General features: G+C 41.6%; 19 protein-coding genes. 7 read left to right on the top strand and 12 right to left on the bottom strand.

Annotated elements, in window-relative coordinates; translation table 11 throughout:
• Positions 1 to 11 precede the first annotated feature (11 nt).
• Positions 12 to 1,469 (bottom strand): PD40 domain-containing protein, encoded by a 1,458-nt coding sequence (locus tag BIW53_RS05625; RefSeq protein WP_070990884.1) that lies wholly within the window; start codon positions 1,467 to 1,469, stop codon positions 12 to 14.
• 323 nt (positions 1,470 to 1,792) lie between these two features.
• Between BIW53_RS05625 and BIW53_RS05620 the strand changes: the two genes are divergently transcribed.
• Positions 1,793 to 3,472, top strand: a complete 1,680-nt coding sequence (locus BIW53_RS05620) for a hypothetical protein (RefSeq protein ID WP_070990883.1) — start codon at positions 1,793 to 1,795, stop codon at positions 3,470 to 3,472.
• A gap of 61 nt (positions 3,473 to 3,533) precedes the next feature.
• Here BIW53_RS05620 and BIW53_RS05615 read toward each other — a convergent pair whose 3' ends face one another.
• The 5 genes from BIW53_RS05615 to BIW53_RS05595 are packed head-to-tail and all read right to left on the bottom strand — an operon-like array spanning position 3,534 to position 8,512.
• On the bottom strand, positions 3,534 to 4,472 hold the full coding sequence (locus BIW53_RS05615) for a LysR family transcriptional regulator (RefSeq protein ID WP_070990882.1): 939 nt from the start codon (positions 4,470 to 4,472) through the stop codon (positions 3,534 to 3,536).
• Entirely contained in the window at positions 4,462 to 6,204 is a 1,743-nt protein-coding gene (gene aceK / locus BIW53_RS05610) for a bifunctional isocitrate dehydrogenase kinase/phosphatase (RefSeq protein WP_070990881.1), read from the bottom strand. Before aceK ends, BIW53_RS05615 begins: the two co-directional genes overlap by 11 nt.
• Positions 6,205 to 6,264: 60 nt before the next feature.
• Positions 6,265 to 6,738, bottom strand: coding sequence for a hypothetical protein (locus BIW53_RS05605; protein WP_070990880.1), 474 nt, complete (start codon positions 6,736 to 6,738; stop codon positions 6,265 to 6,267).
• A gap of 60 nt (positions 6,739 to 6,798) precedes the next feature.
• Positions 6,799 to 8,295 (bottom strand): DUF3413 domain-containing protein, encoded by a 1,497-nt coding sequence (locus tag BIW53_RS05600; protein ID WP_070990879.1) that lies wholly within the window; start codon positions 8,293 to 8,295, stop codon positions 6,799 to 6,801.
• A 4-nt stretch (positions 8,296 to 8,299) separates the two neighbouring features.
• Positions 8,300 to 8,512: a YejL family protein gene (locus BIW53_RS05595; protein ID WP_070985102.1), complete on the bottom strand. Its 213-nt coding sequence runs from the start codon at positions 8,510 to 8,512 to the stop codon at positions 8,300 to 8,302.
• A 65-nt stretch (positions 8,513 to 8,577) separates the two neighbouring features.
• On the opposite strand from BIW53_RS05595, the gene yejK reads away from it, so the two are divergent.
• Positions 8,578 to 9,591: a nucleoid-associated protein YejK gene (gene yejK / locus BIW53_RS05590; protein ID WP_070990878.1), complete on the top strand. Its 1,014-nt coding sequence runs from the start codon at positions 8,578 to 8,580 to the stop codon at positions 9,589 to 9,591.
• A 66-nt stretch (positions 9,592 to 9,657) separates the two neighbouring features.
• Here the strand turns inward: yejK and BIW53_RS05585 are convergent, their stop codons facing one another.
• The 3 genes from BIW53_RS05585 to BIW53_RS05575 are packed head-to-tail and all read right to left on the bottom strand — an operon-like array spanning position 9,658 to position 12,956.
• The gene (locus BIW53_RS05585) at positions 9,658 to 10,638 is read right to left on the bottom strand and encodes an LPP20 family lipoprotein (protein WP_084228079.1); all 981 of its coding nucleotides are present in this window, start codon (positions 10,636 to 10,638) and stop codon (positions 9,658 to 9,660) included.
• Positions 10,628 to 11,242 carry a penicillin-binding protein activator LpoB gene (locus BIW53_RS05580; protein WP_070990876.1) on the bottom strand — a complete coding sequence of 205 codons (615 nt, stop codon included), beginning with the start codon at positions 11,240 to 11,242 and terminating at the stop codon, positions 10,628 to 10,630. Before BIW53_RS05580 ends, BIW53_RS05585 begins: the two co-directional genes overlap by 11 nt.
• A 4-nt stretch (positions 11,243 to 11,246) precedes the next feature.
• The gene (locus BIW53_RS05575) at positions 11,247 to 12,956 is read right to left on the bottom strand and encodes a COG3014 family protein (protein ID WP_070990875.1); all 1,710 of its coding nucleotides are present in this window, start codon (positions 12,954 to 12,956) and stop codon (positions 11,247 to 11,249) included.
• Positions 12,957 to 13,141: 185 nt separating this feature from the next.
• On the opposite strand from BIW53_RS05575, the gene BIW53_RS05570 reads away from it, so the two are divergent.
• Entirely contained in the window at positions 13,142 to 13,720 is a 579-nt protein-coding gene (locus tag BIW53_RS05570) for an LPP20 family lipoprotein (RefSeq protein ID WP_070990874.1), read from the top strand.
• An 87-nt stretch (positions 13,721 to 13,807) separates the two neighbouring features.
• Positions 13,808 to 15,169, top strand: coding sequence for a transglycosylase SLT domain-containing protein (locus BIW53_RS05565; RefSeq protein WP_245699360.1), 1,362 nt, complete (start codon positions 13,808 to 13,810; stop codon positions 15,167 to 15,169).
• Between the two features lie 83 nt (positions 15,170 to 15,252).
• Here BIW53_RS05565 and BIW53_RS05560 read toward each other — a convergent pair whose 3' ends face one another.
• Positions 15,253 to 18,111, bottom strand: a complete 2,859-nt coding sequence (locus tag BIW53_RS05560) for a sialidase family protein (protein ID WP_070990873.1) — start codon at positions 18,109 to 18,111, stop codon at positions 15,253 to 15,255.
• A 437-nt stretch (positions 18,112 to 18,548) separates the two neighbouring features.
• Positions 18,549 to 21,884: a ribonuclease E gene (gene rne, locus BIW53_RS05555; RefSeq protein ID WP_070990872.1), complete on the bottom strand. Its 3,336-nt coding sequence runs from the start codon at positions 21,882 to 21,884 to the stop codon at positions 18,549 to 18,551.
• A 507-nt stretch (positions 21,885 to 22,391) separates the two neighbouring features.
• Between rne and rluC the strand changes: the two genes are divergently transcribed.
• Entirely contained in the window at positions 22,392 to 23,345 is a 954-nt protein-coding gene (gene rluC / locus BIW53_RS05550; RefSeq protein ID WP_070990871.1) for a 23S rRNA pseudouridine(955/2504/2580) synthase RluC, read from the top strand.
• Entirely contained in the window at positions 23,346 to 24,017 is a 672-nt protein-coding gene (locus BIW53_RS05545; RefSeq protein WP_070990870.1) for an HAD-IIIA family hydrolase, read from the top strand.
• Here the strand turns inward: BIW53_RS05545 and BIW53_RS05540 are convergent.
• Positions 23,967 to 24,566, bottom strand: a complete 600-nt coding sequence (locus tag BIW53_RS05540; protein WP_070990869.1) for a Maf family protein — start codon at positions 24,564 to 24,566, stop codon at positions 23,967 to 23,969. The two genes, BIW53_RS05545 and BIW53_RS05540, sit on opposite strands and share 51 nt — an antisense overlap.
• 119 nt (positions 24,567 to 24,685) lie before the next feature.
• Here BIW53_RS05540 and yceD point away from each other — a divergent pair, with 119 nt between their 5' ends.
• Positions 24,686 to 25,210: a 23S rRNA accumulation protein YceD gene (gene yceD / locus BIW53_RS05535; RefSeq protein ID WP_070990868.1), complete on the top strand. Its 525-nt coding sequence runs from the start codon at positions 24,686 to 24,688 to the stop codon at positions 25,208 to 25,210.
• Positions 25,211 to 25,217 lie beyond the last annotated feature (7 nt).

The raw sequence follows: 25,217 nt of genomic DNA, 5'->3' as shown, positions 1-25,217 counted from the left end.
TGCTCTACAGCTTATTTATCTTCTCCCATAAGTGCACATTTGTTGGTATTATCTTTCGCAAAGTAAATGCACATATTTGAAAATAATCCAGTGGCTAGTTCTTTGTTGTCAGAATGGAATGAGAACTTATGCGGCCACCATATCCCATTGATTTTTTGATAATCAGACTCAATACCAAAACTAGAGTCATCATAGAATAACTTTAATATTTTTTGTTTACTTTTGTCGACCAATATACTAAATGGCTCTATTTCGGGTGACTCTACACGATAAAGGTGTTCATTATTTCTGTTTTTACTATATTGCCTGTATATCAGCGTGTCTTTTTGCTTAAATAAATCTAAGAAATTCAAGCGCAAACTCCGTAATTCCTTGTTAATTTCACTGCTGTCCATAGTGGTTTTGTACTGTGTATTTAAGTCTGTTTTTAAGCCTGTTTCGTGATTTATGTCGTATTTGGTTTGATCTCGAACGATCTTCAAACTAAAAGGCTGGTAATCAACCAAAACATGCTGTTGCGTTGTTTTGCCTGAGCTATTTAAAGTGAGCGTGTAAGCAAACTGCTCAATGTCTTGTATAGTGGCCATTTCTGCCAATAAATTTAGTCGCTTAGGAGCAAAGTGCGCCTCATACCAGTTCTTGGGAAACGCTTGTTCGGTACTGACTCTGTGAATATTAAACAAGGCATAGCCAGATTCTGGGCGCTCACTGCTAAAATAGAGCCATTTGCCATCGGGTGAAAACTGTGGGCTAATCTCATGATGCTCTGAATTTACATCCGCCAACAACTTGATAGGTGCACTCCAATGCCCAGAAATATAGCGACTCGCATAAATATCAGCTTGGGGGATGGTTTTAGATATTTGCCAAAAAACAGCCACCTTTCCATCTGGAGAAAGGCTAAGGTCACTGCGCATTTCTATGTCTTGTGCTTTGGGTATGTTTGTCCATTGCCTGGCTTTGTGAGTTTTTCTATCTTCAGACATAAGAATGTAATTTCGCTCTTTGCGTCTTGAAAAATAAAGTGTCCCTTGATGGATTTCAGGGCCAAATTCATCGTCAGCAGAATTGATGTCCTTAGCTAACGGTATAATGTCGTTAGCCTTTTGGCTCATGAGCGTTGCTCGCCAGATATTATAGTCTTGGCGAATTTTTTCACCTTCTATTGGCCTATCAGAAATAAAAAATAATTTTTTCCCATCAGGGGAATACATTGGATCTGAGTATTTAAATTCGGCTGGTCCAAGGCTTATTCTATGAGGGTGTGTAAAGCTACTATTTCGTACCTGATACTCCCAGACTTCAGCGTTTTCGAAATCTTGTTCTGAGCGTGCCAACACAACACGACTAAAGGAAGGATGAAAATTTAAGTTATATTCACTTCTTTCACTGGACAGTGAGGTAACCAGTTCAGCATGTGCAGAAAAAGCGACACATAAAATGTTGAATACGCTTAGAGTGACTTTCATATTGGTAGTTTCTCCCCACCTTAAGGATGTTGATCAGTAACTGATTTTAATTACTGCTAATGAAGACCTTGCGACGAGCTGATGTATTTCATCAAATCTTTATCAGTTAGGAGGTGAAGGAGCTGTTATGAGTTATTTTTTAGCCGTAATGAGCAAGCCTGTACTCCAAGCTAGGTCAAAAAATAGTCTTAATTTATATAGCGATAGCGTATTGATTCAGAGTTTTAGACAAAATCACTCTGATTTGTTCCTCAAAATGTACTTTGCACTTACTCAATGCTTTTGCTAAGCCTATAAGACTCTGTTGCAAAGGGACTAACCATATGAAGAAGCTATTGCTCTGTTTTTTAGTAAGTTGGTTATGTGTAGCGTGTTCATCTGATGACACGCCCAATAATGAACAGCCTCAAGTACCTAGTGATAATAGTGATATACCTGATCCAACACCGGACCCAGAGCCTGATCCAGACCCAGAGCCAGAACCGGACCCTGAGCCAGACCCAGACCCTGAGCCAGACCCTGAGCCAGACCCCGACCCGGACACACAGGTAGCAATGGTGTTTCCAACACAACTTATGACGACTTCACCTTTTTCAAGACGTCAGGAAAACCAAGGTCTTGCTAGTGGCTCGCTTACAGAGACGACCGCTACCGTACCTAGTTATTTTTCAGCGACTGAACTGATCGACGCTATTTTAAAAGGCGATACTTCAATCAGTGATACATTTGATGTCAATGCCTTTTATGTTACCGGGCATAACGCTAGTTGTTTTGGGCCTGTCGTCATGTACAGTGGTCACCCAGATGCATCTAGCCCTAGCAGTGCAAGTGGCAGCTTACCTAGTGGAGATCTTGGGCTTTGGTTGGCATCAGATAGCAGCGGCGATGCTTGTGCTGTAGCGCAAACGAATGCCTTGCTCGAAGGTGTTGAATCTCAAACAACTATGTCGCTGATGACACTGGCCAGTATGGTTGCCGCCGCTACAGCCGACGGAAGTAGCCTTCCTGAGGTAGGTAGCACGCTTGATGTAACTGGATTAATGAATGATGCAGGGGTTACTGATGTTACCTTCAGCAACGCCAGCATCGAGCAAACAGCCACACAATGGCTGTATCAAATAGAGCTGAGCTATCAAGTAGGCAGTGATGTGTACGCCATTACTTTGGATATGACACATGTTCCGAGTTCAGACAGTGAGCAGTATGAAGGGTATTTAAGATACACCGTTGAGGGTGAGGTCGGCGTATCAGGTATTGAATTTCCCGGTATGAATTGCTCGCAAAATGAGAGAACTTTAGCAGGGTCAATAGCTTATCAAAGAGATGGCGACAATATGGTGTTGCAATCACGCAGTGGCACGTTGTGTGGTCATGGCGTGGCCAATGTATTTAACAGCAATAATATTGTTGATGTTGATAATATCTATGATGCTGTATCGAATCCCGATGGTTGGAGTGAGAACTTTTCAATCTATGGCGCAGATTTTGACCTAACAACCTTAGCGGGTGACTATGCTCACGTTTGGCAAGCTGGTGCTGGAGATGGAAACAGTCGAGTATTTAATATTGGTTTTAACGATGCCAGTCTTGATAATGGAGAGTCTCATTTTGGCTATGGCGCGTCAATCGACAACACTGACGGCACTATATCTGGCTTTATTTGTAACTGGGCGGGCCCTGGTGCTGACCATACCTTGGTGAGTAAAACGCAAAGACAATTTTTTGAGTTTGACTCCACCTTAAGCATTTATTTGGGGACTGACCATCGAGCTAATATTGAATATGCACCGACAGTAAGCTGCGACTATGATGGCTTAGGCACGTTTTTGTTTGATATAGACGCCAGTGGTGTTCTTGGAGATATTGCATTAGAAGACAGTACGTTAGCCTTCACCAATGACTTATGGACACCGACTGATTCAACTATGACAGTACCGGAAGCTATCGCAGCTAGAGGCTTGAGTGTACCTGTAATTCCGTTGGGTTGGCCCGCAGAAGAGTAATATACGTGGTGTGATGCTGATAAACCTTCAGTATCACACTACTATTTATGGCTACCTAAAACTATTTAAGCTCTTGCGCTACTTCCGCTATTTTCTGTCTTAACCAAATATGGCTAGCATCACGGTGTAACAGTGGACTCCATATCATATCTAGCTCGAATGGTGGGATAGGGAAAGGGGGTTCCAAAATTGCTATCGTTGGATCATTTTTGTAGATATTAGCAGCTTTTGACGGCAAAGTAGCTACCAAGTTTTGCTCTTTTGCTAAATGTATTGCAACGTGATAATTACGGGTAAAAGTAGCAATATTACGATGCTTACCGAAGTGAGCCAGCGCCTCATCGACCCAGCCAAGTTTTTGTACATCTGCAGGGTCCATACCCACACCGACGCCAAAACCGGTCTTACTTACCCAAATGTGGCGTGCTTTTAAATATGCATCTAGATTAAAGTTGTCGATAATAGGGTTGTCAGATTTTATCAGACAACAAAAACTATCCTTCCAAATTTGTTTGTGATGAAACGATTGAGGTAAATTTTCAAAACGGTTAATAGCCATGTCTACCTTACCATTTTCAACATCATGAAAGGTCACATCACTTGGCGTGAGAATATCAAGCGTAGTGTCAGGAGCTTCTTCATGGAGTTTATTCAATAGCTTAGGTGCTAGAGTGCTAGCTGCGTAGTCGCTGGCCATGATCCGAAAAACGCGATTACTTTGACTGGCGACAAATTCACGATTTGGCGCCAATGTTTCTTCTAGCGTCATTAGGATACCGCGTATAACTGGTTGCAGTTCAAGTGCGCGTTCAGTGGGAACCATACCTTCGCTGGTGCGAACCAAAATCGGATCATTAAATAAATTACGCAGCCTTTTTAGTCCATTACTCATAGCAGGCTGAGTGATGCTTAACTGATTTGCGGCGCGCGTAACATTGCACTCGCGCAGTAAGGTATCTAGGTAGACTAATAGGTTTAGGTCGATTTTACTAATGTTCACGGCGTTCCTTTATGGTTTTATCTAAGTGGATAAAGCGCTGCTCTTGTGGATAAGGAAATATATGTTTTACAACCTTATTTTTAACATCGAGCTGTGCCTGTTGCCAGTAACTTGCTGATAAAAGCTCTGGGTGAGCTTTCTCAAATATGGACCTGAGTGTAGGGTTTGTGAGAACAAATGTACACAGTTGCTCTGGAAATACGTCTTGTGGAGCGGCGGAATGCTCGTCAATACCTGAATATAGGTCGGATAAGTTGGTTTTTGGCATGTCTCTAAAATTCATGTCGGTGAGATACTGAACCTCATCGTAATCATAAAAAATAACTCGTAGATGCTTGCTGACGCCAAAGTTTTTAAGGAGCATATCGCCTGGGAAGATATTCGCTTGGAGCATTTCCTTAATCGCATTACCGTAATCCATCATGACAATTTCAGTTTGTTCAGGACTAGCATTGTGCAAGTATAGATTCAAAGGTGTCATACGCCGTTCAATGTACAAATGTTTGATAACCAACATATCACCTTCTTCTAACAAGCTCTCAGAAATGGTGTTGCGTAGTTGAGTTAGCAGTTCAGGAGCAATGCGAGATTTAGGGATAACAACGTCGGAGTACTCTATTGTGTCTGCCATTCGACCAACACGGTCGTGATTTTTAACCAGTTGATAGCGTGCAAGTACGGTGTCTCGACCAAAAGGTTTGCTTTCGGAAAATTTATCTTTAATTACCTTGAATACATAGGGAAAGTTTTCAAGTGTAAATACCATCATCACCATTCCAGGCGTGCCCGGAGCTATGGTAAATTGATCTTGGCTGTTCTCTAAATGGTACAGGAACTCTCTGTAGAACTCGGTCTTTCCTTGCTTATGAAAACCAATCGCATTGTAAAGTTCAGCCGGCGTTTTATTAGGCATTAGTTGATTCAAGAACCTAACTAGAGCAGAAGGTGCATGAGTTTCCACCATGAAATAGGCTCGGGCAAATCCAAAGATAACTCTCATTTGCGATGAGTTAGTTAGCAGCGCATCTATGTATAACCCACCTTTTGCATGGTGAAGCACTGAAATAATAAACGGCTGTATACCACTTTTTGAAACGACACGACCTATGATATAAGCCCCTTTGTTGCGATAAAAAGGGGCCTGTAGTATATCAAAACGCATCATATGACTTCGGTGGTGTGTATCGGGTGCCTGACGTATAAAGGCTTTCATTAATAGTTTGATATCTCTATTTAAGTTTTGAAAGTCACACTTGAAGTCAATCTGTTTGATGATCTGCTTTATAGTTGGCTTCAGCCCTGAAACAACGGGAAAATAACTGCGATATTCAGCTTCAACCGGAAGCGCAGGTGCATCTTTTAAAGTGGTCTCAACAAAAATGAAGTCATTATTAAAATAGCGTCGGTGGAACAGACGACAAAAAACGGAATTGTAAAAGGTTTCTGCCAGTTCAGCTTGAGGGTGGAAACTAAGCAGCTCTAGATAGTCTTTTTTAATTTGATACCAAAGGGGTTCATTAAGTTTTGTACAGGGTAAAGAGGCTTTTAGTCGGTCGACAGTTTCTTCAACCCGCTGGTCATAATGACTGATCCTAGACTTACTTATTTGCTGGATCCGTGACCAGTCCTGTTGTGAAAAAGCGTGTCCAGTCTGTTTTGTAATGCTCTGAAAGCGCTGATAATGCTCAGTAAATCCAGCCAAAATCAGCTCTGCGATAGTATAAGAATGCACTCTAACACCCTAAGTGGTATGACCTCTTTGTAGGTTAGCTTTTTTTAGTGTGCGTGTCACTCATTCATAGCGCTTTAGTTTTTTCTCTAATTGAGCGATTTGTTTGTTCAGCTTTCTAGCTTGTTTGTGGTAATCCTTGTTGATCGCTTTAAGCTGACGTTTGATATCGTCAAGTGTCTCTTTGCGCTCGTTGTCATCCATAATGCGATTGACTCGTAGCTGTTGATCTCGCGTATCTTGATCTCGTTCACGAGTTAAAATGGCTGCTTGGTGTTTTTTCGCTCTTAATTCGTTTTTCAAATTACGGATGATTTGCTGCTTTTCAATTTTATTGAGAGCTTTGTAATGTTGCTCTGATGAGGTGCCTGACTTTGGATCAATATTGGTAATAGTATGCTGAGTGCTATTACCAGCGCAAGGAAATTGACTGTAAACCGTTCCTCGCTCAGAAACGCACTTGTAGTAGTTAACGATAGTTTTAGCTTGGCTAGGAAGGGAAAGTAATAGTGCCAGAACAAATATACCGCGTATCATAGGTTTTCCTTTTGTTAAATCTCCTAACTCAAAGATAGACAAACATTAAGAAATGGCAAATTACTGAGAGTGTTTCTGTGGTGAAAACTTTTTCAATACTTTGATATTATTGATTAAAAATGGAATATCTAACTTCTGATCAATCGCAAACCCTTCAGTGCCTGAAACGTTCTTATAACTACCGTCCTGACTAACTAGTGTGATGCGGTCTTTACGAAAAGCAACAAGTACACCTTGCGTATAGTTAACTCCCTCATTACTGTTAGAGTGCTTGAGATCTCTACCTAACATAGTGCTGGTGGCAAGTTGAGGGCAACCTAAATGACTGGCGACAAGTGTGTGTGTGATGTCATGTAATTGCTTAAACGTAATTTGATCGGTAGAGTCAAAGTAGTTACTGTAGAACACACTATTGTAAATGACATCGGTACTATTCGGCGCTAGAGAAAATGCAATAACAGGGCCTTCAATATTTTTTTCATCATCAAGTTGATTAGCGCCAATAATTTTTATGGGTGCCGATTGTACATCTATATCAACGATAGAACTTAAACCCATTACACTTACAAGCTGGCCTTCTGAACTCCAAGGAGGTTGTGAATTTTGCGACATCGCAGATTTATAATACGCAGGTAACCCAAACACCAAGTTAAAAACTGCATCCTCATGATTAGATGGTTGTAATAATTGCGCCGTTGGCTGCAGTTTGTATTTGCCTACAAAAGTTGTTAACTCGGAGTGTTGTTCAAATACAACGATTGTTGCCGGTGTCACTTTTTGTGGCTGACATAGTGGTAGAGGCCTATCAAATGCAAACTGGCTTTGCACGTTTGTTAGACTAATATCTCGTGCTTGTTCATATCGTTTAATATCTAATAGGTCATGGCGAGCTAACAGAGTTTTTGCGGTCGTAGGGTAAGATAGTGGGAGTACATTATCTTGTTTGGTGACATCAAAATAGGCATTGGCATCTGCCCAAATATGAATGCTGTGACTTGCCGCAAAGCTGCTCACTAAAATCGCGGTGGCGTATTTTGGAAACCGATATGTTTTTAACTCAGCTAGGTGTCGCCAAGCACGGTTACCCGCCAGTAACTCGAATACTAACACCGCTAAAATAAAGCCAACCGCTAAAATAGTTACAAGTAATGGTGAACCGCTAAATTTACCCCACAGTAACGATATGATCTCTGGTAGCGCTTGAATATTTAAATGGTAGCCAAGCTGAAAATATACAAAAGCATCAAGAGAAAGAATTGACACCCCACAGGTAGCCAGTAGTGCTGCCATGCCTCTTATATGCCTAGGGTAAGGAAATATGAGACTCAGAGGAAATATGGTTAAAACAAATGCGCAAAACGTGATAAAGCTAGTGTGACTTAGCCAAGTAATAAACATGTAAAAACCACCCAGCGTAGATACAGGTGGCTTGTCAGCAAGTAAATAGCTAGTACTAATCAGTAAGACTAAGCCTATGTTAGCAAAGGTAAACCAGTGCCCCCAACTAAGAAGTTGGCTAGCTTTAGACGAAAACGGGCTTTGTGGGGTTAAATTCATCCAGTTATTTTACCGATTGTACGAGCGCTTTAGAGAAGTTATCCGCAACTGTTTGTCTTTTCGCTTCAGGCACATGTTCTTTTAAAATATGCGTGATAGAATTTCCTAAACACATAAGACTCAAATCAACCGGTGCCTGCGCTTGAGTGAGCACATCAATTAGCTGGTCAACAATTTGTTCAACTTGTTCGTTGGAATATTTAGATTGGATAGGCATCAGTTGGTTCAATATTAAAGAGTTATAATTTTTTCATTTTAACACCAGAGGCGTGAAAAACAAACATGAGCATAGCGGTGAATAAGCTAGTTGTACATTATGTCGACAAGCACGATGAAGATACGCAGATCCATTTACGTGAAGATGAAATGCAAATTAACGATAAAGTAAATGTATTCATTGAACAGTTACATCATGCTTACAATGGCAAACCAGGTAAGGGGTACTGTGCATTCAGTGGTGAAAAAAACAGTCAAGTGTCTGCTGCCATGCAGAGCTATCGTAACAATGAACTGGGGTTTTGGCACTTTACACAGCAAGCAACAGAAGTTTTAAAAGAAGAGCTCAATAAATATGCATTTAATGAGGTTGGCTATTTAGTGTTTTGCCACTATCAGTATGTGGCGACAGATTATGTTCTAATCGCATTAATTAATATCAAAGAACATTACTCGATTACCTCAGAGTTGGATTTATCAGCTTCGCGACACTTAGATATATCGCGTATGCAACTAGCTGCTCGCGTGGATTTAACCGCTTGGGATACACAGCCTGATGATGCACGTTATATCTCTTTCATTAAGGGCAGAGCAGGGCGTAAAGTTGCTGACTTCTTCTTAGACTTTTTAGGCTGCGAAGAGGGGATCGATCCTAAACAGCAGTCACAAGTGATGCTCAATGCTGTGGAAGACTACTTGAGTGAGCAACAGTATAATAAGCAGGAAAAGGATACTTTACGCAAGGAAGTATTTGATTATTGTAACGACTGTGTTGTGTCTGGGGAAGACGCTAACATCGAATCCTTGTCACAAACACTATCTAAGTCTTCGGATGCGCCATTTGAAGATTTTTACAAGGAGCAAGGCTATGATCTTGCTGAGTCTTTCCCTGTTGATAAGAAAACAGTGAGTACTATGGTTAAGTTTTCTGGTTTAGGAGGTGGCGTAAGTGTAGGATTCGAGCGTAAGCATTTGGGAGAAAGGGTTGTTTATGATGCTCGCAGTGATACCTTGACGATTAAAGGGATCCCACCGAATCTAAAAGATCAGTTACAACGTTTTTACGAAGAAAATGAATAATATTTTCAAGGTTTTAGTGCCACATTAACTAAACTGTGGCACTAAACATTTTAAACTGGAGGTCGGTTATATACCGCCGTAGACGATAAACTGCGCCAATTGTAGTGACAGTTTGTCGGCCAGTTTTTGCATGGCATTGTGCTTTGCTGTTTGAGCATATGAAGAAGCCGCTTTTACCTTGTCATTGAAGTGTGCTTTTTCCATACCTTGTTCTTTGATCACCATAAAACTTTCCGCGATGCTGTAATGGGTGCCAGATTTGACTATCTGCTGCCAATTAACTCGAAAGGTCAGCTCAAAGTCTGCGTCATTCGCAGTGATCTGAATACCATTGCTAGTTAGTGAACTTGCCATGATATCTCGGATATTATCGTGTTCTGAGGAGTCGGCGACAATACTAAAACTGAGTGTATTGAGTACTTGCTCGCTGAGTGAAAGTTGCGATACTAAATCTTTAGACAATGGTAGCTTGGGGCTTTGCAACATCTGCAAATAGTCATTCAATTTTTGTCTTTTCACTGCTAGGGTGCGTAATGTGATTGCCTTTTTGAGGCGTTGCGACTTGCTTTTATCCGATAATGAAATTTGCATAATTTCTTCATCAACAGCATTAATACTCAACTCTGTTTGCATAATCGCTTCTGTGCGATTAAACGAAGCTAAGGCATATGCAGTGTTATTATGCCAAAACTCGTCTTCTATCTTCACACCTTGCAGTAAAATATTAGGAACACGGCTACTGATCAACTCATCAACATGATATTGCATCGATTTTTCGGTTGCAGATTGCGAAACCGTGGTGTGTGCAGAAATGGTGACGTTAAGCTGTTTAGCCAAGGCGAGTCGAGCAGACTCTTGGGCGGCAAGTTTTGCATTTTGCATATCCCCGACGCTATCTGCATAGCCAACACCATAAATCATAAAATCAGAGCTCGGTGTGTCTGTCAGCCATGCAGGCTGAGTAGTAGAGGGCTTGTCTGCTGTGGTTTGGCACCCACTAAGTAGCAAAGCGCCAATGCATAATATGCTTGTTAGTTTAGAAGCCATAACCTGATCGCTCTTGCAATTTTTGAATTTTCTTCTGGCCATTCCAGACTTCACGATTGCTGGTCATATCAATGAGACGCAAGTCTACTTGGTAAAATGTCACGCGAGTGCCACCTTGTTGATCTACAAAAGAATTGATAGTGCCCGATAACGCGTAGTCAGCTCCTTGCTCCTGTCCCATCTCATTTTGAGTTTCCAAGCTGGCGTTGAGTTCTTGATCTTTTCGCTCGTCTCTAATTTCCTCTCTGATTTCTTTATTGGCAACGAAGTCAGCTTGACCAGAGCGTAAGATAGCGCGCTTTAGGTCATTTAAAAACGTATCTACTGCGATATGTTGGTGCGACTTATTGCGAATAGATTGAATGATGATAGCGGGACGAGTGCCTTCTTTTTTGAGATGATCATTTACCCAAGGGAAGCTCAACATGTCGCTGATCATCGCTTCGGAAACTAGCTGAGAATCTTTACCATTCCATTTATCAGACAACGCGACTTCTTGGTTTGCATCTATTCGCTGTACTTTGGTGCTTTGACAGGCACTCAGTGCAAGTGTCGAGATCACCGCAAAAGGGACTAGCTTCAGTAATTTGCGATTATATTTCATACCATTATTCCATATTCAAGGTTGAGTTGGTGAGTGCGGCTTGCTCGCTTGGTGCATTCGCAAAGGTGCGAGTATGCCAAAGGCTCATGACATTGTTGGCGGTGATGTGCTCACTTTGTTCAATAATATGTCCTGAGCGAAAATAGGTTTTAATTATAACGTCGTGTTCACCTTGGGGTAATGAAACCTGGGCGACGCGTATCTCTGCTGGCAATGTTTGCCATTGTCTAGTATCGGCGGAGGCCGTAATAGCATTTACAACAGAAGTAGTGAGCTTTGCTAGGTTCCCTAATAAATTATTTTGTTCAAAACCCACTTTATCTAGCGCTTTTCGGGCAGACAGTGCTTTTATGATTTCTCTACTAAGCGCAGCATGGATCTCGGCATTTGCCTGTTTGAGTGCATCTTGTAACGTCAATAAACTCACAGAGTGGTAGGGAAGTAGGGTTGTCAGAGGCTGGCCATTTAACCACACTTCACTATGTGTTACCTGATTGTCCAATGGTTCAAGATAAGTAACAGAGATCCTTGCGCCAAATTGGAGTGCGTCAACGATACCTAATTTAACTGCGTCATCCCATAACGGCCCCAAAGGTAGACGCTTTGTCAGAGCGCCCATCGCAACATCTCCTAAGTCTCCAAGCATATAGTTCTGCATTATATCAAATAGGCTCGTATCTGCGTGGAGCATCTGAAACCAACGCATTTGTGCTTGTCGTTCTTTATAGTTTCCAAGAAGAATAGGAGTCATTACGAGTGCTTTTGATTCACTGTTAGCACGCAACATCAAGTTGAGTTGCTTTCGCTTTGGCGCTATTCCAATATTTTGTACTAACGTCACATTGGCACTTTGGGTTGTTTCGCCTGTGTTTGTTGGTTTAAGCGCTCGTAATTCATTTTCATAGCCGCCAGCCTTGCGCATCACCCGGATTAATCCAGAGCGGGCCTGTTCAGATATTTGTTCAGGCAATTGGTATTGTTTTGCAAAACCATTTTCATACATGAACATAGCTCGCTCATACTGTAACCGAGCCGAATCCCACTCTGCGCTTTGCTCAAATAATACGCCACTGAGAAAATGAGCAAATGCATCATCTTTGTAGTCAATGTTTTCCAGTAAATCAGTAGGGGCAAAAATTGGTTTGAGGATCTGGTAGACATTTTTAGCAAGAAAGTCGTTATCTTGCTCCGTATTGTATCCACCGCTTTGCTCTTTTAGTTGGTTTAAAAAAACGTCTAGCTGACGCATTTCAACAAGAGCGGCATCATAGTAATACTGAGCATTGTCCGAACTAAGTTTTGCCAGAGCGTTATAGTTGAGCGCTTTCATAATATGAATTTGCGGCAGGTAAAATGCTTTGCCTTTATATGTGGAATATGTAGGGCCACTGAGCTGTACTAACGCCAATTCCGAAACACTTTGTGTGTAAAACGACTCAATCAATGTTATCGCAATTGCGAGCTGCTCGTTGCTTGCTAAGTAGTTTTTTTCAAGATGGAATAGACTGGCCATTTCAAGATGGTACAGTAGTCTATCGTTACCAGTTTTACTGTAACTTTTAATAACGTTTTGTTTCGCCTGCACAAAATCACCTTGTTGCGCTAGTTGGGCAGGGGAAAGGTGGTTAAACTGCGTGATACTACATGCGTTGAGTAAGAAAGCTTGAATAAAAACGATACACAATGTTACAGCTTTTTTAATGCGGGCACTCAATGACACATCCTATGTTTAGTCGTAAAGAGACGATTTGAATAAATATTGTAATTAACTTAAATAAACTCAAAGCGTTTGAAAAGCAATAAATTGTTAAAAATCGTTTTTACAATTTATTACTGTTAGGTGCATTATAGTCTGCTAGATTACACCATAATAAACACTTCAGGCCAAAAGGAAAGAAAATGAAAATTAAACCACTGATCACTACCCTTGTACTTGCTGGGATGCTATCAGCCTGTAGTTCTACCAAAGACAACAGCGCATCAAGCTCAAGAGTGAATATTCCTGATTGGGTGCTTAACCCAGTTGTAGAAAGTGGCATTGCTGCAGCGGATTGTATTAAATATTCAGGTAATATTTCAGTCGATCAGAAAATGGCTGTAGCAAATGCGCGATTAGCATTGGCACAGCAAATTGAAGTACGTATCGAAGGCCTAGACAAAACTTTTGCTAACCGTACCGACGCTAATGACGCGACGACGGTAGGAAGCACATTCAGCTCTGTATCAAAGCAACTTACTAAGCAAACACTTAATGGCTCTCGCGTAGTAAAAGCTGATGTAGTTGATATAGCAGGAAAAGATTATTTTTGTGCGTTAACTACTTTATCACCAGAGTTGACCAAAACATTATTTAAAGATTTGATCAAGTCAGCGAAACCTTCAATCGATCCACGAGATGAACAGTTCTTGTATCAAGAATTTAAAGCTTTTAAAGCAGAACAAGATTTAGAAAAAGAGATCGAACGACTAACAAATTAAGTCAAATTCAAGGGGGCACGCAAGCGTAACTTAGTATATGGTTGTGTGCCACCCAGTGTGGTCATTATTGCTATAAAAGGAGCAGCAATGGTGAATAAAAATCTAATGCTTGGGGCTATCAGTTGCCTCGCTTTTGCGACAATGAGTGAGCAGACACTAGCATCTCAATCGATTCTATTCAGTGAGTTGAATGAGGCGATGTCACAGTGGCAAAGTAGCTATCAAAACCCAACTACCAAGGATGAATTTGAGCAATTCAAATTAAACCACTTACAGCAATTTGATGACTATGTAGAGCAACATTTCGCTGAATTTGATAGGTTTAGGAATGAGCTAATTTCCAGTTGGGGAGAGGCACAAATTTCTGAGCAAGCCCGTTTCGTGCATTATAATCAAGAAAATAATGCTCGATTGAATATTGATTTTGAGAACAATACACTGACCATCAGTGTGCGTCACTCAGATAAAAATAAGCTTACTTCAGAGGACGCTTATCAGGAGTTTCATAGGCTTTTGCCCGCTATCGACAACGCCGTGCTGGAGGTATTTTTTCAGGACTTTATTACTCAGATAAAACAAGCTGATTTTAAAGTTGTGACTGAATACGAAATAGATAACGGTCATAGAGCTAAATCTTTACTTCGGGCTAAGCAGCAAATTAAGAAGCAAACTCAGCAGCAGATCCGGCTGGTAGAACGTCAACTAGATGACAAACTTGCACAACCTACAGCGCCCACGCAAGAAGCTGAGGCTAAAAGACTGCTTAAACAAAAACGACAACAGTTAGAGTTATTACAGACCAAGCGTCTTGAACGTCTAAAAGCCAATATTAGAGAATTAGCAAAAGCGACTCCAACAAAAGAAAAGGTAAGTGAATTTACATTTAAATTATCTGAAGCCACTAAACGTCCAGCTAGAGCTAAAACTTACATTGGTGCAGTAGCAAAGCAGAGTAAACGCTTTGATATTGCACCTAGCCTTGTTTTTTCGGTAATGCACACTGAAAGTCACTTTAATCCACTGGCTAAGTCAGCAATCCCTGCATATGGACTTATGCAAATTGTGCCCACCAGTGCTGGTGTAGACGTTAACCGCTTTTTATACCGTCGCGATGAGCCTATGCCCAGTACCTATTTATATATAGAAAATAACAATATTGAAGCGGGAACAGCATATCTACATATACTTGATCAGCGCTATTTGAAGTATATTAACGACCCATTGAGTAGGAAGTATTGCATGATAGCGGCATATAATACCGGAGCAGGTAACGTGGCCAGAGTATTTAACAGTGATGGTTCGAGAAATATTCGAAACGCCAGCCGTATTATTAACTCAATGACGCCTGAGCGAGTGCTAGAAGCGCTTGAAAGTGAATTGCCCTATGATGAAACGAAGCACTATTTAAAGCGTGTACTTGAGCGTGAATCACTTTATCAAGAAATTTAAGTTCAGAAGTAGAAATCAACAATGAAAGATATCTGCTTAAGAAATTATAAAAAACCGGGCTAATTGCCCGGTTTTTTTGAGGTCTAGTTCTCTAGTTTGCCAATGTTTTCATAAAAAACATCTACTTGCTCGTTTAGACTTTTACTGTATATGATACCAAGTGTTTCGTCTGAAAGCTCAGTTATTAGTGGTGCAAAAGAATCTATATTTTTAATATTCTCACCATCAGAGAACTGATCATTGTCATTAAATTTACGCATATAGATAACATCGTAATTTGTATAAAACAATCTTATAACACCGTTATGCTCAATCAATGAAGGGCTAGACGGAGCATTAGACGGAAGTCTTTGAATCTCAGAAAAAAGCTCTCCATCACTTGAAATAGAAACAATAATTGCCTGAAGGTCACTAGAGTAATAGGTCATGAGTACTCTGCTATCTGGCAATAGTATTGTTCGTGCTCTGCTGTCAGAGCCTTCGTAACCACCCACTAACTTTTCGTCAGTCCAACTTCTCAGATCATAAGACGTTCTAACGTAAACATTGGTCTGTCGATAGTCATCACCTGGAGCGGCTATATAACTCAAAACATACTTACCACTGGGAAGTTGAACCATCGACCGTGGTTCAAATGTATTGATCATACACCCTTCGATAGTTTCGCATGTTGTGTATCCAGATAAATCGATCTCCGAAAGTGCAGACCAGTTATTATATTCATACTTAAATACACATATCGATGCGACATTACAGCTGGTGGTCAGAAATAGGTTGTTGCTTGAGTCTTCAAACAAGAAACCACCACTACTGGATGTGTTCTGTGGAGATGCTGGCGATGGGCCAGCAGACCATGTTTGACCGTTGTCTGTTGAAGTACTCATTACTACGCGACTGTAACCAAAACCTGATGTGTATAGTGCGAGTAAATCTCCATTACGACGTGTAATTAAAGATGAAGCGTAAGAGGTTTCAGTGGTTTGATTAGTGAGGTTGACGCCAGGTTCTGGATCTGGCTCATATTCACAAGTTCCTCCAGAAGCGCACTCTACGGTATAAGATATATATTGTTGCCAGCCATCAGAATTATGATGATCACCGCATATGCCATTTTCTTTTGAGCAATACACTGAAACTTTTGTTTGGAAACTGCCTGAATATTCAACAGCTGGAAAAGAAACTACCCATTCCATCGCATTGTAGTCAAATACCCCGTTGTAGTAACCATTATCAATATATTTAGTTAGGTATGAATTAGGAGAAGCTTGATCATAGGTAAAGTATTGTAAATGCCAACCGTCATTTGCTGACAATACCTCAAAATTATCTCCAAACCCCTTAATTCTTAGATTAATAAGCTCCCCAGTAAGATAACTACTCTGTGCACCATTTAACAGAATGTGGTCTTGCGTATCTGGCGTGCCATCATTGTCGTCGTCAAGATCTTGGTTATCACCAATTCCATCACTGTCCGCGTCATGTGATTCAGAAGCATCAAGTGGAAATGCGTCTAGTTCGTCAGCAACACCATCGTTGTCATCATCCGTATCTGCATTATTACCAGTCCCATCAGCATCTGTGTCAAGCCACTCTGCTGGGTCCAACGGGAATGCATCAGCAGCATCTTCATAACCATCGTTATCGTCATCTGTATCAGAATTGTTTCCGATGTTATCATTATCGGTATCTAGCCACTCTGAAGGATCGAGAGGAAATGCGTCTAGTTCGTCAGCAACACCATCGTTGTCATCATCTAAATCAGTATTGTTACCTAGCCCATCTGAGTCTGTATCTAACCATTCAGTTGGATCTAATGGGAAAGCATCAAGTGTGTCATTATAGCTATCATTATCATCATCTGCGTCAGCATCATCAATGATACCGTCGTTGTCATTGTCTAGATCGTTAGCATTGTTGATACCATCGCCATCAATATCTGTACTCATTAAGATATTTGAATGACGTAGCATCAGTTCTGGGTTAGTCATCGCCGATGTATCCAAAGTACTATTCCCGGTAACGGTTGTTTCTTCTGCCATGACACGGGCCAGTTGCGGCATTAGCTGTAGCTCAGTGCCCGGTATATTTAGTGTGTGAATTGGCGTTAGTAATACCGAAATATTGTCTTTGTTGTATGGAAGGCTATCAGTATCTGATTGAGCATCTAACTTACCATCTTTTAGATCAGAAACAAGTTCATCAAGCAAGCGGTCAACAGAGAGTTGATTGTCCGCAATAGCTAGGCGTAATTGATGCACTAAAGCTGCATTTATCTCATTGACAGTTCGCACGTACCAAGCGTTCTGCTGTTGAATGCTTTCCACGGTTGCATCTGTTAAAAGTGGAGGTGTAGTTAAAAGACTAACATTCTGGTCCATACCGAATGAGAATAGAGATTTTATTTCATTTTCGGCATCATTAATGGCCTGTGAAGTACCCAAACCAGAGATTGTTTTACTTAGTGCCAGCTTAACTGTTAATGTGGATAAGGGGGTTGCGTATAATGGTTGTTTTGCTTTGATTTGTGCGGCACTAAAGATACCACGTAGGGTATCAAAAACAGGCTTTTTACCTGAAGTGATATCTACAGTTCTTTCATTGGCAGAATATTCGATGACAAAAAAGTCTTGTAGTTCACCTTTTAAAGATAGGTTTCTAATGTTTGTTGTGGCATCTGTCTCGGCGGTGCCTAACAATTTACCAAGACCATTTGGTGCGAGTTTGTCAAACTGATATATTTTTACATCTGCAAATTGCAGCGGCCCTTTTACTGCGACACCCCGAAGAGGAAAAGTAATTTCCGAAACCTCTGTATTCTTACCTGTTTCGGTATCAGGTGTTGGGGTTGCTGAGCCAGATTCCCCGCCACCGCAAGCGCTAAGTAGTGACATAGCCACAGCGATACAAACAAGTTTTTTGTTTGTATTCAAATGATCAAACATAACTAAATTATTCCTATCTTATATCTAAGAAAAAGTAACCAAAGGTGTGTATTAATGACTTCAGGGAGTAATCCATGTTGAGGTAAGTGCGAACATTAAAAGCACTTCATTCCATAAAGCTTCATTTTGTTGGAATTTTACACTAAAGAATAAAGTATTATAACTATAGCAATAATGAAAACTTGGTATCCGTACCGGATATCATCGAAATTTCTGAGGTGAGTGAATAAAATATTTTGTAAATCAATGCAATAGCTGTATGTGTCTACTGTAAATCAATGTAAAGCGAAACTGCTATGTTGCGGTTTAGGTAACAGAGTTAGCTATTTGAATAACCAGGCTAGTGAATTAAAACAGGGTTGATATTAACTAGAGCATATCACCACTTTATAAAGTAAAAAGGCCGCATTCGCGGCCTTTTTCGTTTTTGAATATTACTATTCGGCGTGGCTCGCTTGAACTTCAGATGACGCCGTTGGAGTACTCGTCATAGTTGAAGCCATTGCTGAGCTTGCTTTGCCTGATGGTGCTTTTGAACCCGCAGACATACCAGAGTTAGCCACAACTTCGCGTGCTTCATGTGGCATGGCTGAAGGGGTGATAACCTCAAGAGCTTCATCAACACTGCTTGCTTTGGTCATTGGAGAGCTCGCGTTATTAGTATAACGTACTCGAGGTTTCTCTTGGGCTTTAGCACTTTGACTCAGCTCCGACTGTTCAGCGTTAACAACAGCAGCTTCTGCTTCCACAGCTTCTGAAGCATGTTCAACGTTTTGCGTGCCGGCTTGTGCATCAGCGTCAGTATCTGATTTAGCAGGCTGAGCTTCAACAGCCGTTTCTGCTTTATCAACAACAGCTTCCGCAGTTGGTGCCTCAGCATCGGTTTCTGCTTTATCTACAACAGCTTCCGCAGTTGGTGCCTCAGCATCGGTTTCTGCTTTATCTTCAACAGCTTCAGCGGTTGGTGTTTCAACATCCGTTTCTGCTTTATCTGCAACAGCTTTCGCAGTTGGTGTTTCAACATTCGACTCAGCTTTATCTGAGATAGCTTCAGCGGTTGGCGTTTTAACATCCGAGTCTACAGCATCATGTGCATTAGCTATTGATTCAGTCACTTCACCAGTATCGGAAACAATTTCAGAGTCCTGCGTTTCAGGATTCTGTTGTTCTGTTACTTCACTAGTTGAGGTAACCTCAGTTGGTACAGCATCATGATCAGCTTGTTGTTTTGCATCCACTTCTGTTTCAGAAGTAATAGCTACATCTGTATGCTGTGTTGATGTCTGTTGTTCTTGTGCCTTCAATTGGGCTTCATACTCAGCTGCAGCTTGGTCAGCAACGGGTATAAATGCAGGTTCATTTTCCTTATCGCCTTCAGGTTTACGACGACGTTGACCTGCGGCACGAAGGTGACGAGGAGAGCGACGAGAGCGCGTTCTTGGTGCGTCATCTTTCGATTCTTCATCTTTTGCTACTTGCTCAGCAGGTTCGCTTACTTCAACTGATTTATCCAGTTCTTTAGTATTTTGAACCACAGAGTCGTCTGCCTGTGAAGTATTTACCTCAGGCTGCGAAGGTTCTGTTTGAGCAGGCGTTTTCTCTAGCGCTTTTGCATCTTGTGCTGTAACTGCTGATTCGTCTTTAGCGGTATTGGTAGTATCAACTTGGTCGTCTAAGCGCACTTTTTTACGTAAGTTGCGACGTTGACGGCGAGGCTTAACCTTGACCTCTTTAGTTTCTACTTCAGCGTTTTGAGGAGCTTCAGTGTTCGCAACCTTTAGCGGCTCGCTACTACTTTGCGAGTCAGGCTTATTGGAGTCATTACGCTTGCGCTGATTCTGACGACGGCGCTTATTGCGACCTTCGCCTTTCTCGCGGTTGTCATTTGCTGAACGGTTATCTGAACTGCGAGTTTCCTGCTCAGTATTACCACTTGGCGCTTGCTCGTCTCTTTTCTTCGTATTACTACGGCGACGGTTTTGACCACGACGACGGTTGTCATTGTCACGGCGAGGCTTATGTGTAGATGGCTTTTTCTGCTCTTTTTCTGTTTCTTTTTCTTCAGAAGCAGGGCTAAACAAGCCTTTCAACCAATTACCAATTCTTGTCAGTAGCCCAGGTTCAGACTTGGTAGCAACGGGTTTAGCTGGCTTTTCAGTAACTGGTGCCGGCGCTGGAGCTGTAGGCATCACAACACCTTTAAGCACAGGCTCTTCTTTTACAACAGCTATTGTACGAGAAACGTCTAGTGACTCTGGCTCTGGTACAGTTATTTGCTCATAGCTTGCCGCTTGTGACGTTTCGTCTTTACGCAGGCGTAATACTTCATAATGTGGCGTTTCCATATGTTGATTTGGAATGATCACCACATCACAGTTGTGACGTTTTTCGATACGATGTACAGACTTACGCTTTTCGTTTAGGAGAAATGCTCCGACAGCCACAGGCACTTGCGCATTGACTTGGGCGGTATTGTCTTTAATAGCTTCTTCTTCTATCAAGCGTAAAATTGAAAGAGCAATGGACTCATTCGAGCGAATAGTTCCTTGACCGCTACAACGAGGACATGAATGCTGACTTGCTTCACCTAGGCTTGGACGCAAACGCTGTCGTGACATTTCTAACAAACCGAAACGTGAAATCTTACCGATTTGAACACGCGCACGATCAGGGCGAACCGCATCTTTTAAGCGGTTTTCAACTTCTCGCTGGTGGCGTGGGGGGGTCATATCGATGAAGTCGATAACGATCAAACCACCTAAGTCGCGCAAACGTAATTGGCGAGCAATTTCATCTGCCGCCTCCAAGTTGGTGTTTAGTGCGGTCTCTTCGATATCTCCACCTTTGGTTGCTTTAGAGGAGTTGATGTCGATAGACGTTAGTGCTTCGGTTGGGTCAATTACAATTGAGCCACCTGAAGGTAGTCTCACTTCGCGTTGGAAAGCGGATTCGATCTGACTTTCTATTTGATAATGCGTGAATAGAGGCACATCATTTTGATAAAGCTTAACGCGACTCATAAAATCGGGTCTAAAGCGTTCGATATGAGCTTTTGCTTCTTCAAACACTCGTGCTTTATCAATAAGAATTTCTCCGATATCACGACGTAAATAATCGCGGATAGCGCGGAAAATAACATTACTTTCCTGATGGATTAAGAAAGGTGCTTTACCGCTGTTCGCGGCTTCTTGAATAGCTTGCCAGTGAACTAGCAGGGCTTTAAGGTCGTATTCGAGCTCTTCATACGATTTGCCTACACCGGCAGTGCGTACAATAAGCCCCATGCCTTTAGGTAATTCTAATCGGCTCAAGGCTTCTTTAAGCTCAATACGCTCATCTCCCTCAATTCGACGAGAAATACCGCCAGCTCGAGGGTTGTTTGGCATCAATACCAAATAACTGCCAGCGACGCTGATAAAGGTCGTTAATGCAGCACCTTTTTGACCACGTTCTTCTTTATCAACCTGAACGATGACTTCCTGACCTTCTCTAATAACGTCCTTTATATTCGGACGACCATTGAAGGTATAACCGTTAGGGAAGTATGTTTTGGCAATTTCTTTAAGAGGAAGGAAACCGTGGCGCTCTGCACCATAATCAACAAAGGCGGCTTCTAAAGAGGGTTCGATACGGGTAATTTTACCCTTGTATATATTGGCTTTTTTCTGTTCGTGACCTGGGCTTTCGATATCAAGATCGTATAGCCTTTGGCCGTCAACCAGTGCTACGCGCATTTCTTCTTGCTGCGTGGCATTGATCAGCATACGTTTCATATTGTTACTCTACTTTCAAATTTAGTCGAGCCTGACTGTTTCAGCGGGAGCCAATTTAGTGTTCTATAGGTTTTAATGCAGTCTCACGACTGGGGAAAATAAGAACATTTCACAGTAACCTGCCTTGCAATACCAGATTTGGATTTTGCCAAACTCTGCTCTGTATTGGGCTATGCATTTGCATTTGGTTTTCGCACGGGCTAAATGGCTCGGCGTTGCTAACTATCAGACAAATATATTTATTTCTTGCTTTTTCTATTTTTAATCGTGCTCAATCTCACTTACGATCTATTACGCGCATCGTAAGGGGTTAAACGCACGTGTTTTCTCGGGTGTGACAAAAGCTTTGGAAATCCCAGCTTCAATCTGTATGATCTGACACCCATGATGTGCTTCACGATTAGTATTTTGCGATTAAAAAAGCGGTTTCGCAAAATTTCGAGCCGATTATCCCACTAATACCCTCGTGATAGCAACTAAATTATTACTCAAATCAGTGATTAGGCAATGTCAGAAAAGTCCGGTTTAAAAGTTAGCTTCGTTACAATTACCGAAGATCAAGAGGGTCAAAGGATTGATAACTTTTTGCTTACCCATTTAAAAGGTGTACCAAAGAGTGCTGTATATAAAATTTTGCGCAAAGGCGAAGTACGGGTCAATAAAAAGCGCGTAAAACCGGTGTATCGATTACAAATTGACGATCAGGTGCGTATTCCGCCAATCAAAACAGCTGAACGTGAGGAGTTCGTACCACGCAATTTAGACAAAATATCGGCACTGGAAGATGCCATAATTTTTGAAGATAAATATCTGATAGTTATAAATAAGCCATCAGGAATGGCGGTGCATGGGGGGAGTGGCTTAAGCTATGGTTTGATTGAAGCTCTGCGCGTGCTCAGGCCAGATGAAAAGAGCTTAGAATTAGTGCATCGTTTGGACAGAGACACGTCAGGTTGTTTATTAATTTCGAAACGCCGCTCAATTTTGAAGGGGCTTCATGAGCAGTTGCGCGAAAAAACCATGGAAAAAAACTACTGGGCATTGGTCAGCGGCGAGTGGGCTGCAAAGATTAAAAATGTCACCGAGCCGCTACGCAAAAATACATTGCAATCAGGCGAGCGAGTAGTGCGGGTGGATGAGGAGCAAGGTAAGCAGTCACACACTCGTTTTAGAGTGTTAGAACGCTTTGATGGTTGTACTTTAGTGCAGGCATCTCCGGTGACCGGACGCACTCACCAAATCCGTGTTCACACTCAGTGTAAGGGACATCCAATTGCCTGTGATGATAAGTATGGTGATCAAGTATTTGATGCAAAAATGAGACAACGAGGCTTAAACAGGTTGTTTCTCCACGCGCATGATTTGCGTTTTTTACACCCTAAAACAGAAACAACGGTACATGTTGAGGCGCCATTGGATAAGGCACTGATAAACTGTTTAAAGACCCTAAAGGGAGAGTAGATGCAATATAAGTTAGTTATTTTCGATTGGGATGGAACCATAATGGATTCTGTGCCGAAAATAGTCAACACGTTGAAACTTGCAGCAAAGAGTGTTGGGGTGACTGTTCCCAGTGATGAGAGGGCCGCTGCAATTATTGGATTATCGCTTGATACTGCGGTTGCAACCTTGTTTCCACATGACAATGAGCATTGGCCTTCACTTGCACAAGCGTATCAGCATCAATATAAGTATGGTGATAATACAGAGACACCACTTTTTGACGGTGCACAAGACTACCTTCGCAGCTTAAAAGCGCAAGGGGTACTGTTAGCTGTAGCAACAGGGAAAGGTCGCGCAGGACTAGAGAATATGTTTGCAAAAACTGGGTTAGGTGACTGCTTTGTGACGACTCGCACGGCGGATGATGCTAAATCTAAACCTAACCCAGATATGATCCAGCAAATTTTAGCCGAACTTGATGTTGAGCCACAAGATGCGCTAATGATAGGCGACTCATTACTAGATATGAAAATGGCATACAACGCAGGCATTGATGCCATAGCCATGAGTTGTGGTGCAGCTAGTATCGCACAGCTTGAGCAAAGCTGTGCACTGACTATTTGTGAGGACTATGCTCAGTTAGCGCTTAGGCTGCAAGCTCAAAACATCGAAACCGTGTTCTGCGAATAATTGATTTAGACGTATTAAAGGGAGACCGATCAAACTATTAGGGTCGTCTCCTTCAAGCTTCTCAAATAAGCAAATTCCCAACCCTTCGCTCTTAAAACTACCCGCACACTGATAGGGCTCTTCTGCATCGCAATAAGCTTCAATTTGCGCCTTGGTTAATATTTTAAAGTGCACGTGAAATGGCTCTACGATAGTTGTAGCTTTATCAGATTCAATATCATATAAGCAAAGCCCCGTTAAAAATGTAACTTTATCGCCACTAAAACGACATAATTGTTTGATAGCGTTTTCTCTATTGTGGGGTTTGCCTAAAATCATGTTGTTATGCAGAGCCACCTGATCAGATCCAATTACTAGGCCTTTTTTAAAATGCAGCTGCGCGCTTTTGGCTTTTAGTTCACTGAGTCGCAATACCAGTTGCTCAGCAGACTCGTCACCGATTGGTGATTCATCAATATCGGGAGAGAAGCTGTTAAAGGGTAAGTTGAGTTTTTTTAAAATAGACTGCCTAAATGGAGAACTAGAGGCTAGAATAAGGGGTATTTTCATAAATACTCACGGGTCAATTTAACAATGTCGGTAGGATAGGGCGCAATAACGCGAAAAACAAAGGAAAGTTTGATTTTTATTTTGACTAAGCTACTAACTATCTATATGATGCAGCCCCTATGCAAAAGGTGAAAATTCCCATCACCCTTGATCCTTGTAGAGCCGCTCAGCGTCGTTTAAGTTATGACGGAGTTGTTCAGCTTGAAGAACTTTCTCGTTTAGAGCAAGTTGTACAAGATCAATCAGGTGAAATAGCGGTAAACATTCATTGCAAAAATGATGATCAAGGGTTAGTTGTTGTTAGCGGAAGTATTCGCGCACACCTTACTGTTATTTGTCAGCGATGTAATGATGAATTAGGGTTGGATTTGGTACAAGACTTTGCTTATTCTCCTGTTGGATTGGGTACAGAGTCGGATGATCTTCCCGAATGCTACGATGTGGTGGAGCTAAATGAAGAAGGTGAAATCAATCTTCGTCAACTTATTGAAGACGAATTGATTTTAGCTATTCCAATTGTTCCTACACACAACGAAGCATCATGCGCCTATTCTGACGAGCCTGCCAGCTTCGGAAAAATAGAGTCGCAAGAGAACAAACCAAATCCATTTGAAATTTTAAAACAACTTAAGAAAGATTCTTAGGAGAAGG

Source organism: Pseudoalteromonas byunsanensis (assembly GCF_001854475.1).
Classification (GTDB): domain Bacteria; phylum Pseudomonadota; class Gammaproteobacteria; order Enterobacterales; family Alteromonadaceae; genus Pseudoalteromonas; species Pseudoalteromonas byunsanensis.
This window is presented reverse-complemented; position numbering and strand designations above follow the sequence as displayed.

Coding starts and splice junctions, on each gene's coding strand:
- BIW53_RS05625 (WP_070990884.1), bottom strand. CDS start 1,469: ATGAAAGTCACTCTAAGCGTATTCAACATTTTATGTGTCGCTTTTTCT.
- BIW53_RS05620 (WP_070990883.1), top strand. CDS start 1,793: ATGAAGAAGCTATTGCTCTGTTTTTTAGTAAGTTGGTTATGTGTAGCG.
- BIW53_RS05605 (WP_070990880.1), bottom strand. CDS start 6,738: ATGATACGCGGTATATTTGTTCTGGCACTATTACTTTCCCTTCCTAGC.
- BIW53_RS05600 (WP_070990879.1), bottom strand. CDS start 8,295: ATGAATTTAACCCCACAAAGCCCGTTTTCGTCTAAAGCTAGCCAACTT.
- BIW53_RS05595 (WP_070985102.1), bottom strand. CDS start 8,512: ATGCCTATCCAATCTAAATATTCCAACGAACAAGTTGAACAAATTGTT.
- yejK (WP_070990878.1), top strand. CDS start 8,578: ATGAGCATAGCGGTGAATAAGCTAGTTGTACATTATGTCGACAAGCAC.
- BIW53_RS05585 (WP_084228079.1), bottom strand. CDS start 10,638: ATGGCTTCTAAACTAACAAGCATATTATGCATTGGCGCTTTGCTACTT.
- BIW53_RS05580 (WP_070990876.1), bottom strand. CDS start 11,242: ATGAAATATAATCGCAAATTACTGAAGCTAGTCCCTTTTGCGGTGATC.
- BIW53_RS05570 (WP_070990874.1), top strand. CDS start 13,142: ATGAAAATTAAACCACTGATCACTACCCTTGTACTTGCTGGGATGCTA.
- BIW53_RS05565 (WP_245699360.1), top strand. CDS start 13,808: ATGGTGAATAAAAATCTAATGCTTGGGGCTATCAGTTGCCTCGCTTTT.
- BIW53_RS05560 (WP_070990873.1), bottom strand. CDS start 18,111: ATGTTTGATCATTTGAATACAAACAAAAAACTTGTTTGTATCGCTGTG.
- rne (WP_070990872.1), bottom strand. CDS start 21,884: ATGAAACGTATGCTGATCAATGCCACGCAGCAAGAAGAAATGCGCGTA.
- rluC (WP_070990871.1), top strand. CDS start 22,392: ATGTCAGAAAAGTCCGGTTTAAAAGTTAGCTTCGTTACAATTACCGAA.
- BIW53_RS05545 (WP_070990870.1), top strand. CDS start 23,346: ATGCAATATAAGTTAGTTATTTTCGATTGGGATGGAACCATAATGGAT.
- BIW53_RS05540 (WP_070990869.1), bottom strand. CDS start 24,566: ATGAAAATACCCCTTATTCTAGCCTCTAGTTCTCCATTTAGGCAGTCT.
- yceD (WP_070990868.1), top strand. CDS start 24,686: ATGCAAAAGGTGAAAATTCCCATCACCCTTGATCCTTGTAGAGCCGCT.